Raw genomic sequence first — 9,280 nt, 5'->3', positions numbered from 1 at the left:
TCGGTTGTAAACGACGTCATGAGACGGGTGTAAACAACGTGGCGACATCGTGTGTAAACAACGTGATGAGAGAGGTTGTAAACAAGGTGATGAGAACGTGTGTAAACAACCTCATGCGATTACACATCCAGGCACCTGGTAGCGCGGTTCTGACGAGGTGGTAGCGGCCCGGCCCGGCGATCACCCGCAACGTCGCCGGCGCGACGACCGGACTCAGTTGGTCGTTCGCGTCGGGTGAGACAGTGGCAGACGACGTGGTGCGGTCCCAGTCGGGGCGGGTCCTGCGGAACACGCTGACCTCCGGGAGCATCAGCGACGTGTCGACGTACTCCTACGACGCTGCCGGGCGGCTGACCAGAGCGGTCATCCCGGGTCACACCCAAACCTACGGGTTTGGCGTGGTCACCGGCTGCGCCGCCACAGGTACGGTGGCCAACGCAGGCCTGAACGGCAACCGCACGTCACTTACCGACGCGAAGACGGCCGGTGCGACCACAACGACGGTGTCCTGCTACGACCAGGCCGACCGGTTGCTCTCCTCGCAGGTGACCAATCCGGTGGCCGGGGCGAACACCGTCGCTGACGGACTTCCGGCGGCGGAGCTCGCCTACGATGCGCACGGCAACACCACCACACTCGGCATCGAAACGCTCGGCTACGACGCGGCCGACCGGCACCTGACAACCACGCTCACCGACGGCACCGTGGTGCGGTACGTGCGGGACGCGACCGACCGGATCGTCTCGCGCACCCAGACGCCGCCCGGCGGGCCGACATCGACGGTGCGGTATTCCTTCAGCGGCGACGGCGACAGCCCGGACGCAGTCCTCGACACTGCAGGAGCGATCCTGGAACGGACCCTGTCGCTGCCGGGAGGGGTGACGGTGTCGATCCCGGCCACGGGAGCGGAAACCTGGTCGTACCCGAACATTCACGGCGACACGATTGTCACCGCTGACGGCGCCGGACTCCGCGCGGCGGGAATCGCCCTCTACGACCCGTTCGGGCAGCCTATCGACCAGGCGACCGGGAACATTGGCACGATCGCAGCGGATGATTCGGGCCCGAACACGCAGACGGCGACGGACGCGGACTACGGGTGGCTCGGCCAGCACCAGAAGCTGTTCGAGCATGCTGGGGGGATCGCCACCATCGAGATGGGGGCCAGGCAGTACGTTCCGGCGCTCGGCCGGTTCCTGGAAGTAGACCCGGTCGAGGGTGGAGTGGACAACGACTACGGGTACCCGAACGACCCGATCAATGAGTTTGACCTCAGCGGCGAACTCAAATTTCCATGCTTGTGTGGCGGAATCGGCGGCCGGGTGGGAGCTCTCAAATTCAGGGCAAACGCGATAAATGGGAATAGTGCGTACGGTCCTGGAGGCAAATTCGGCAAGATTCCGGCCGCAGCTGGCAAGCGCGCAATCACTCCGTCACAACTTGGTTCGCGAATTTCCAAGGGGCATTCCTACACTAAGCACAAGGAGTTTGGCTTTACATCGCGTGGGCAGATGGCTCGACTTGTCGCCAAAGTTGTGCGCGTGGGGAAGAGGAAATCCCTGGGAGGGGGCAGGACTGCGTGGTGGTCCAATGGAACGGTTGTGATCTACAACCCAAGAAGCGTTGATGGGGGCACGGTATTCAAGCCCACCCGCGGCCGAGCATACTTCGATTCGCTAGAATGAACGACTCTTAGAAGGAAGTCAGACATGGAATTCGACTCACCGCAGGTCATTGCGGTACCCCTTACGCGCGAGGAACTCAGACTCGTGCTGGCTTCGATTACCAACGCGCAAGAGTTCATAGAGGACTGGGAGTATCCGACTGTGGTGGGGTTCGAGAAAAGCGAGGCGACGGTCTTGTTTGAAAAGCTCCATTCGATCTACACGGATACCGCGCCATCGTGAACTCCTGGGTAGGACGACGATGATTAGCGCAGACGATGGAGCGGCTCTGTCCACGCGGTGGGTGACGAGATCAAGGCTCCATATGGCGACCGTGTTGCGATCGACTATCCCCAGGTCCTATTTCGGTCGGTAAGTGACTGCCTCCAGCCGCGGCGCAACGTGACAGAGGGAACGCGGAAACCATCGTTCGCAAGGCCAACGACCTGATCGCGGTGACGCGTGTCGGCGACGCAGCCGAGTCCGCCCTCGGTTGGCCAGGGTCGATTGGAACGAATGCGCGTCCAATGAAGCGAGGTGTTTTTGACGTTTTTGACGTTGCTGTCGTTCAAGGCGCGGTTTGTCGGTTCCGAGGAGAACGTCCTTTGAAAATGCGGTGCAGCACCCAAATAGTCCCGACGGAGTCAGCGCGTCTTCCATCGTTCTTGACTCTGGGAGCAGGAGGGAACCCGCCTGTTGGGGTTCAGGAAGGACCTAGATGTTCGTGTCGACGTATCGCAGGTACTCGTCGGTCACACTAAACGTTGCCGGGCCGGCGTGGGGTTCGCGGTGTTCGCTGCGGTCGCGGCATCCGGCAAGGCCGGCGCGGAGCTTGAGCGAGTCGAGGGTGGGCCAGAGTGCGCGTTGGTGCCAGTCCACGAGTGCGGAGGAGGCTTTGGCGGAGCGGGTGTCGTAAGCGGCACGGTGCGAGACCATGAGCGCGGTGAGTTCTTCGACGGCGATGGGGTGTCGGTACCAGCAGTCCGGTAGCCGGTAGCTGGGGTCGGCCAGGTTGGTGAGGCACCGACCGTCGAGCCAGGCGACGAACCTGCCGAGTTCGTCCCACAGCTTGACCGCTTGATCGTGGTCGAGTGTCGCCCAGTAGTACGGTCCGCCTGCGGCCCGGAGTTCGTACATGTCGAAGAGGTCGGGCAGTCGCGAACGGACTTCCGGCGGCGGAGCTCGCCTACGATGCGCACGGCAACACCACCACACTCGGCATCGAAACGCTCGGCTACGACGCGGCCGACCGGCACCTGACAACCACGCTCACCGACGGCACCGTGGTGCGGTACGTGCGGGACGCGACCGACCGGATCGTCTCGCGCACCCAGACGCCGCCCGGCGGGCCGACATCGACGGTGCGGTATTCCTTCAGCGGCGACGGCGACAGCCCGGACGCAGTCCTCGACACTGCAGGAGCGATCCTGGAACGGACCCTGTCGCTGCCGGGAGGGGTGACGGTGTCGATCCCGGCCACGGGCGCGGAAACCTGGTCGTACCCGAACATTCACGGCGACACGATCGTCACCGCCGACGGCGTCGGCCTCCGCGCCGCAGGAATCGCCTTGTACGACCCGTTCGGGCAGCCTATCGACCGGGCGACCGGTGACATCGGCACGGTCGCCGCGGACGACTCAGGCCCGAATGAGTATTCGAGACTCTGAGCCCCACCCGATCGTGCGGTTGAGCCCCACTGATCGTGCTGTGTTTCGTCAACTTGAAACCGGCCATTTGAGCGATAAAAAACCGGCCAGTGTGGCGCGGTTTCCGGCCATTTGAGCAGGTGGTCAAAACGGCCGGTTTTCCGGCTCTCCTGACGTAACCGTGGGTTAAATCCGGCCGGGGAGCACCGGTCTATGGCCGCCGAGGCTGAGCATCGCGAGGGCGATGAGGGCTTCGGGTGATTTGAATCCGAAGGCGATGCGGGTGATGAGTCGGATCTTGGTGTTCATGGATTCGACCCGTCCGTTGGAGAGACCGTGTTCGATGGAGGCGAGGATCGCGGGCCGGTGTGTGACGATGCTGCGTTGCAGTTTCACGAACGCGGGGATCCGGCAGCGCCTGGCCCAGCCGACCCACTTGTCGAGGGCTTCGATGGCTTCGTCATGGGGAAGTTTGAAGATCACGCGGAGGCCCTCTTTGAGGTAGTAGGCGCGGCCCGGGGTCGGGTCGGTTTGCACGACCCAGGCGAGCTTGACCTGTTGTTTCTCGGTGAGGTTCTCCGGGTTCTTCCAGAGGGCGTAGCGGGAGTTCTTGAGCGCGGTCGCCTGGGCGCTATCGGGGCGCGGTGGCGTATCCTTGGCGGGGCGGCCCCGACCCCGCCGGGCTTCGTTGCTGCGGGCGGCTTTGCGGGCGTCGTTCCACGCTCCTCGGCGAACTTCGTCGAGGGCGTCGGTGGCCCACTTGACGACGTGGAACGGGTCCGCGCAGCGGACAGCGTTCGGGCAGCGCACCGCCACGACGACGGCGATCCACGCCGCCCCGTCCGCCGACACATGCGTGATCTGGGCGCTCCGTTCCGGGCCGAGCGCATCGAAGAACGTGTTCAGGGTGGCCTTGTCCTGGCCCGGGGCCGCCCAAACCAGTCGGCCACTGTCATGGTCGACGACCACCGTCAGATACTTCTGGCCGCGCTTGTAGGAGATCTCATCGATGCCGATCCGGGTCAGCCCCGCGAACTGGTCTTGCGCGGCGGCGGTCTCGGCCCAGACCCGGGTAATGATCGCCCCGACCGTGCGCCACGCGATCCGCATCAATTTCGTCACCGCGGTCTTCGAGGTGCGCGTGGCCAACCAGGCCACCTGCGCGTCGAAGTGATGAGTGTGGCCGCTCTGGTGCCGCGCCCACGGCACCGCGGCGACCGTCACGCCGTGGTCCCGACACGACACTCGCGGGGATTCCGCCTCGAGGAACACCTGGATCGTTCCCGCGTCCAGGGCCCGCCATCGGCGCCGCCCCGCCCCGGCGTCATAACGAGGGCTGCGCCGCTGGCACGCCCCGCACCTGTTCCGCATCGACCCCGTAGGCCGAACCCGGGCCACCAACACCCCGGCGTCGACGTCGAGATCCACGTCCTCTACCACCGTCTTCTCGACACCCAGCAAAGATCGCCATATCCTTAGGTTTCGCACGCCGTTTTCCCCCTCGAAAGTCTCTGTTCCTTCAACAGTCAGAAACCTAGACGGAAAGCGGCGTGCGGTCGTTAAGGCACCCCGAAAACACCCACGGTTACGTCACAAGAGCCCGTTTTCCGGGTCGTCTTGGTCGCCGTCATCGGCGGGGACGTCGGTGGTTCCGGTGGTCCATCCGGCGTCGGGATCAAGGAAATCGTCGGGCCAGGGGGCTGCTCGTCCGTTGTCGTCCCACCAGCCGGTTTCATGGCCGGCTGCGACGGTGTGCTGGTCGTCCCGTGCGAGTGCGAGGGGCTGCCCGGGGCGGGTTGGATCGTTCATGGATGGTCCTGACTGCTGGGTGAGGGGTGGTCGTCTGCGGCCTCGAGGCGGGTCGCCTGGCCGGTGGCGGGGCTATTTCATGAGGGCGTGTTTGACTCGGTAGGACTCGCCCCGAAATTGTAGGAGCCGGCCGTGGTGGACGATGCGGTCGATGACGGCGGCGGCCATGTTGTCGTCGCCGAACACGGTTCCCCAGCGGGAGAATTCCAGGTTTGTGGTGATGATCAGGCTTCTCTTCTCGTAGCCATCGGCGATGACTTGGAACAGGAGCCTGGCGCCCTCGGTATCTATCGGTAGGTATCCGAGTTCGTCGATGGCCACGAGCTTGTTCTTCGCGATGGAGGCCAGCTCCCGATCGAGGCGGCCTTCGTCTTTGGCGCGGCGCAGCTGCATGACCAGCGAGGATGTGGTGAAGAAGCGTGCTGGGATCCCTCGACGGCAGGCGGCGGCGACCAGCGCGCTGGCGAGGTGTGTTTTGCCGGTGCCGACGTCGCCGTAGAGGACGAGGTCTTCGGCCTGGGCGATGAACTCCAGCGAGGCCAGCGCGTCACGGCCGTAGTCCTCGGGGAACTTGACATTGGTGTAGTCAAACCCGCTCAGCGACTTCAACGCCGGCAGCCGGGCCGCGGTCAACAGGCGTTGGCGGCGGGACTCTAATCGGGATTCGTGCTCGGCCAGGAGCATTCCGTGCAGGTATTCACGTTGTTTCGGGGTGCCTTTCTCGGCCCATTCCGCCAACACCGTGCCGGTCAAGGAGGACTGTCGGCCGGTCTCGATGATGTCGTGGACGCTGACGAGGCTCATGCTATTTCTCCCGTCACTGTATTCACAGTGGTGAAGATGTCGCTGGTGAAGATGTCATAAACACTCAAGTCCACGTTCTCCGCCGCCGGCGTGATGCCGTCAGCCAAGCGCCGGGCGAGCATGCCCAACGCGGCCATATCCGGGGCGTCTCCGCGCTGGATCAGCAGGTCGGCGGCGCGGATCGCGGCATCGAACCCGGCCGATCCCGTCGCGGCGTCGACCGCGTTCAGGAGTCGGCGCCGGTTGGTGGCCGTGGCCGAATCCAGCCAGTCCCGCACCGGCTCCGGGACCAGGGCCCGCAGCTGCGAATGACCCCAAGCACCGGGTTTGGTCACCAGCAACGGCAGCAGGGCCGTGGGTTCGAAGATCGTCTCGGTTTGCCTGCCGAAGGCCCTGGGGAACGAGCGCACCGGGGTGGCCTGTTCGTCGAGGATCTCGACCACATCGTGGCGTAACCCAACGGTGAGAGTGCGGCTGTGGAAGGAGGACCCGGCCGCGTAGGTGTTCCCGTTGATGAGGAGGTTCCCGGTCTTGTCGGCGGTGCGGGTCTCGTAGCGCACCGGGTCAAAGCCGACGCCGGGCAACGCCAGACTGGCGGCGACGTCCTGGGCGAAGAGCTCGCCCACGGGCAGGCCCTTGCGGTAATGCACCGTTGCAGCCAATGCCAGGCACCGTGCCAACAGCACCTCGTTCAGGCCTTGCAGGGTGGCCGCTTCCGGCTCGGGAACCATCAGGTTGCGGCGGAGGAACCCGACCGCGTTTTCCACGTTGCCCTTCTCATGGCCCGAGTACGGGTTGCAGTAGCGGGACTCGGACCGGTAGTGCAGCTTGAACGCGCCGAACAGTTTGGTCTCGACGACCTTGGTCCCCACTCGTCGCCCAATCCCTGTGGCATTGTCAAAGACCAGGTGCCGGGGCGCGGCGCCGATGTGGTCGAACACGGTGCGTAGCCCGTGGCAGACGCACTCGGCTGTCTCGCCGCGGTAGGCCTGCACGAAGCGCATGTTCGAGAACGGGAACGTGACGACGAAGATGTGCAGGACCTGCCGGATCCCCGCGATGATGGCCTCGGCCTGACCGAAATCGACCTGCGCGGTGCCGGCCGGCCAGACCAGTTCCGTGAAGCCCTCCCCAGCCTGACGGTTCAAGGCGTTCCACTTCCGCACGAAGCGTTGCACCGGGGAGTAACTACCGGTGTAGCTCGCCTCGGCGACGAGGCGATCAAAGACCCGCTTGGCGGTGTGGCGTTGCTTACGCGGCCGACGCTGGTCCTCGACCAACCACAGCTCGATGGTGTCTTCGAACCCGGTCAACACCGACCCGGCGGGCCGGGGAACGGGAGTCGGCGGCTTCGGTGAGTAGTCGTGTTGCCCGGTATATTTCACCACCGCGTCGCGGCTGACTCCCAACCGGCGGGCGATTTCACGGGCCGTGATTCCTTGGGAGTCGAGTGTTCTGATATTTTCTTGCACGGACATGGGTACCGTCATCTGCTCTCTAGTTCCTTCCGGCGCGACCGCTTGGCAGTAGACACGCCGTAAGGAACCTATCTGGGGGTGGCGGGCCCATGTCTCCAACGCTGTGGAGAGGGCCCCGGCCACCGGGTGATCTCAAACTCTGTGCAATCCCCAAATCCAACGTCTTGGAGGGGAATTGCCTGGCCTGATTTTTATCGCTCTTTTGGCAGGAAACCAGCCGCTAACTTGGCAGGATTCCAGAGCCGAAACGGCCTACAAAGAGTTGATCACACACACGTGCGGAAGAGCACCGGCGGTGGTGTGGCTCAGCACCACAGGTGCTCCCCGTCACGGATTACGCGGTCGCGAGGGCGGTTTGTTCCCTCATATTGTAGGTGCCGGTATCGACCCAGGTGGTGTTGTGGATGATGCGGTCCATGATGGCGTCGGCGTGGACGCCGGCGCCGAGGCGCTGGTGCCAGTCCTTCTGTTGATACTGGGTGCAGAACACCGTCGATGTCTCGCCGTAACGGCGCTCCATCAGCTCCAGCAGCATTGTCCGCATCGATTCCGTCGGCTTGTCGAGCAGCCACTCGTCGATGACCAGCAGCGTGAACGCGGCATATTTGCGGAGGAACTTGCCCGCCCCGCCCGGGGCGTCTTGCGCGGCGACCCAGGCTTCCTCGAGGTCGGGCATCCGGACGTAGTGGGCGCGGATCCGATGCTCGCAGGCCCGTTTGGCGATCGCGCATCCCAGATACGACTTCCCCGACCCGGTGAAGCCTTGGAAGACGACGTTCTGCTGCCGGGTGACGAACGAGCAGGTGCCCAGCTGGGTCAGCGTCTGCCGGTTGAGGCCGCGCTCGTCGAGCAGGTCGATGCGCCGCAGGTCCGCGTTCGGGTAACGCAGTCCCGCCCGCCGGATCAGCCCGTCAACCTTGGAATGCATGAAGCTCGAGTAGGCGTCGTCGACGACCAGGCGGACCCGTTCCTCGAAGGTCAGGCTGATGGAGAGTATCTCGTCTTGGAGGTCGATGGCCTCCAGTAGCTCGCCGGCATTCATCTCGCGGAGCTTGCGTTTGGCCTCCCCATCCAGCGCGCTCAACGGTTCCCTCCGGCGTAGTAAGCGCTGCCACGAACATAACCGCCATCGTCCGGTTCCGGTTGCGGAACTTGTCCGGTTTTGTCTTGCCCGGTGTCGAGGATCGGCCGCAAATGCGCATAGCGCGGGGAGCGGACCGGCCCCCGCAGCGCGAGTGCGCAGGCGGCCTCGACCCGGGCCGGAGGGAACCGGCGCGACAGTTTCAGCACGGCCAGCGCGGCGTCGAAGCCAGCCTCGTCGATGAAGACGGTCTCGAAGATCTTGGCCGTCACCGTGACGGTTGCCGGCCCGATCCGCGCGGCCCATTCCTCGATCCGGGTTCGGTCCCAGGCCTGGAAGCTGCGGCCCTCGGGCAAGTCCGCCTCGTTCGTCCGGTACTGGTTCGTCGTGCTGGCCGGCAGCAGCAAATGGCTGGCCAGACGCTCATCGCGCCGATAGACCTCCAGCATCGTCTCGGTGACACGAAGGTCCACCAGCGCGCCGATGTGGCTGAAGGGGACGGAGTAGAAATTCTTCGCCCAGACCACGTGCGCGTTGGCGTTGACCTTTCGTTTATAGGACCACGTGCTGATCTCGAACGCCGCCGCCGGCAGTGCCTGCAGCAGAGGTTTCTCCTCGGTGGTGAACACGCTGAGGCGGGACCCGACACGTTTCTGGAACGGCTCCCGGTTATAGGCATCCATCTGTTCCCGGATTCGCAGGCGCAACTGCGCCAGCGAGGTGAACGTCTCCTTCCTCAAGCCGGCGATGACCCAGGTCGCGACATGGGCCACCGTGTTCTCAGTGCTACTTTTGTCT

General features: G+C 64.4%; 10 protein-coding genes. 3 read left to right on the top strand and 7 right to left on the bottom strand.

The window, feature by feature from the left end; translation table 11 throughout:
- Positions 1-242 precede the first annotated feature (242 nt).
- Positions 243-1,685 carry an RHS repeat-associated core domain-containing protein gene (locus QMG61_RS15715; protein ID WP_283495276.1) on the top strand — a complete coding sequence of 481 codons (1,443 nt, stop codon included), beginning with the start codon at positions 243-245 and terminating at the stop codon, positions 1,683-1,685.
- Positions 1,686-1,709: 24 nt separating this feature from the next.
- Entirely contained in the window at positions 1,710-1,907 is a 198-nt protein-coding gene (locus QMG61_RS15710; RefSeq protein WP_283495275.1) for a hypothetical protein, read from the top strand.
- Between the two features lie 471 nt (positions 1,908-2,378).
- Here the strand turns inward: QMG61_RS15710 and QMG61_RS15705 are convergent, their stop codons facing one another.
- Complete coding sequence (locus QMG61_RS15705; RefSeq protein WP_283495274.1) at positions 2,379-2,801, bottom strand: hypothetical protein; 423 nt, start codon at positions 2,799-2,801, stop codon at positions 2,379-2,381.
- On the opposite strand from QMG61_RS15705, the gene QMG61_RS15700 reads away from it, so the two are divergent.
- Complete coding sequence (locus QMG61_RS15700; RefSeq protein ID WP_283495273.1) at positions 2,756-3,331, top strand: hypothetical protein; 576 nt, start codon at positions 2,756-2,758, stop codon at positions 3,329-3,331. The two genes, QMG61_RS15705 and QMG61_RS15700, sit on opposite strands and share 46 nt — an antisense overlap.
- A 165-nt stretch (positions 3,332-3,496) precedes the next feature.
- Here QMG61_RS15700 and QMG61_RS15695 read toward each other — a convergent pair whose 3' ends face one another.
- From QMG61_RS15695 to QMG61_RS15670, 6 genes are all read right to left on the bottom strand, one after another.
- The gene (locus QMG61_RS15695) at positions 3,497-4,798 is read right to left on the bottom strand and encodes an ISL3 family transposase (RefSeq protein WP_283495272.1); all 1,302 of its coding nucleotides are present in this window, start codon (positions 4,796-4,798) and stop codon (positions 3,497-3,499) included.
- Between the two features lie 102 nt (positions 4,799-4,900).
- On the bottom strand, positions 4,901-5,119 hold the full coding sequence (locus QMG61_RS15690; protein ID WP_283495271.1) for a hypothetical protein: 219 nt from the start codon (positions 5,117-5,119) through the stop codon (positions 4,901-4,903).
- Positions 5,120-5,191: 72 nt separating this feature from the next.
- Positions 5,192-5,923: an IS21-like element helper ATPase IstB gene (gene istB, locus QMG61_RS15685; RefSeq protein WP_283495270.1), complete on the bottom strand. Its 732-nt coding sequence runs from the start codon at positions 5,921-5,923 to the stop codon at positions 5,192-5,194.
- On the bottom strand, positions 5,920-7,401 hold the full coding sequence (istA, locus tag QMG61_RS15680) for an IS21 family transposase (protein ID WP_283495280.1): 1,482 nt from the start codon (positions 7,399-7,401) through the stop codon (positions 5,920-5,922). The genes istB and istA overlap by 4 nt, the downstream gene beginning before the upstream one ends.
- Before the next feature lie 334 nt (positions 7,402-7,735).
- Positions 7,736-8,485, bottom strand: a complete 750-nt coding sequence (locus tag QMG61_RS15675; RefSeq protein ID WP_283495269.1) for an ATP-binding protein — start codon at positions 8,483-8,485, stop codon at positions 7,736-7,738.
- On the bottom strand, positions 8,482-9,255 hold the full coding sequence (locus QMG61_RS15670) for a Mu transposase domain-containing protein (RefSeq protein WP_283495268.1): 774 nt from the start codon (positions 9,253-9,255) through the stop codon (positions 8,482-8,484). Before QMG61_RS15670 ends, QMG61_RS15675 begins: the two co-directional genes overlap by 4 nt.
- Positions 9,256-9,280 lie beyond the last annotated feature (25 nt).

The sequence above is a fragment of the Cryobacterium sp. PH31-AA6 genome (genome assembly GCF_030063195.1).
Classification (GTDB): Bacteria; Actinomycetota; Actinomycetes; order Actinomycetales; family Microbacteriaceae; genus Cryobacterium.
This window is presented reverse-complemented; position numbering and strand designations above follow the sequence as displayed.

Excerpts from the sequence above, each read along its gene's own strand:
- QMG61_RS15710 (WP_283495275.1), top strand. The coding sequence starts at position 1,710 with ATGGAATTCGACTCACCGCAGGTCATTGCGGTACCCCTTACGCGCGAG.
- QMG61_RS15705 (WP_283495274.1), bottom strand. The coding sequence starts at position 2,801 with ATGTACGAACTCCGGGCCGCAGGCGGACCGTACTACTGGGCGACACTC.
- QMG61_RS15690 (WP_283495271.1), bottom strand. The coding sequence starts at position 5,119 with ATGAACGATCCAACCCGCCCCGGGCAGCCCCTCGCACTCGCACGGGAC.
- istB (WP_283495270.1), bottom strand. The coding sequence starts at position 5,923 with ATGAGCCTCGTCAGCGTCCACGACATCATCGAGACCGGCCGACAGTCC.
- istA (WP_283495280.1), bottom strand. The coding sequence starts at position 7,401 with ATGTCCGTGCAAGAAAATATCAGAACACTCGACTCCCAAGGAATCACG.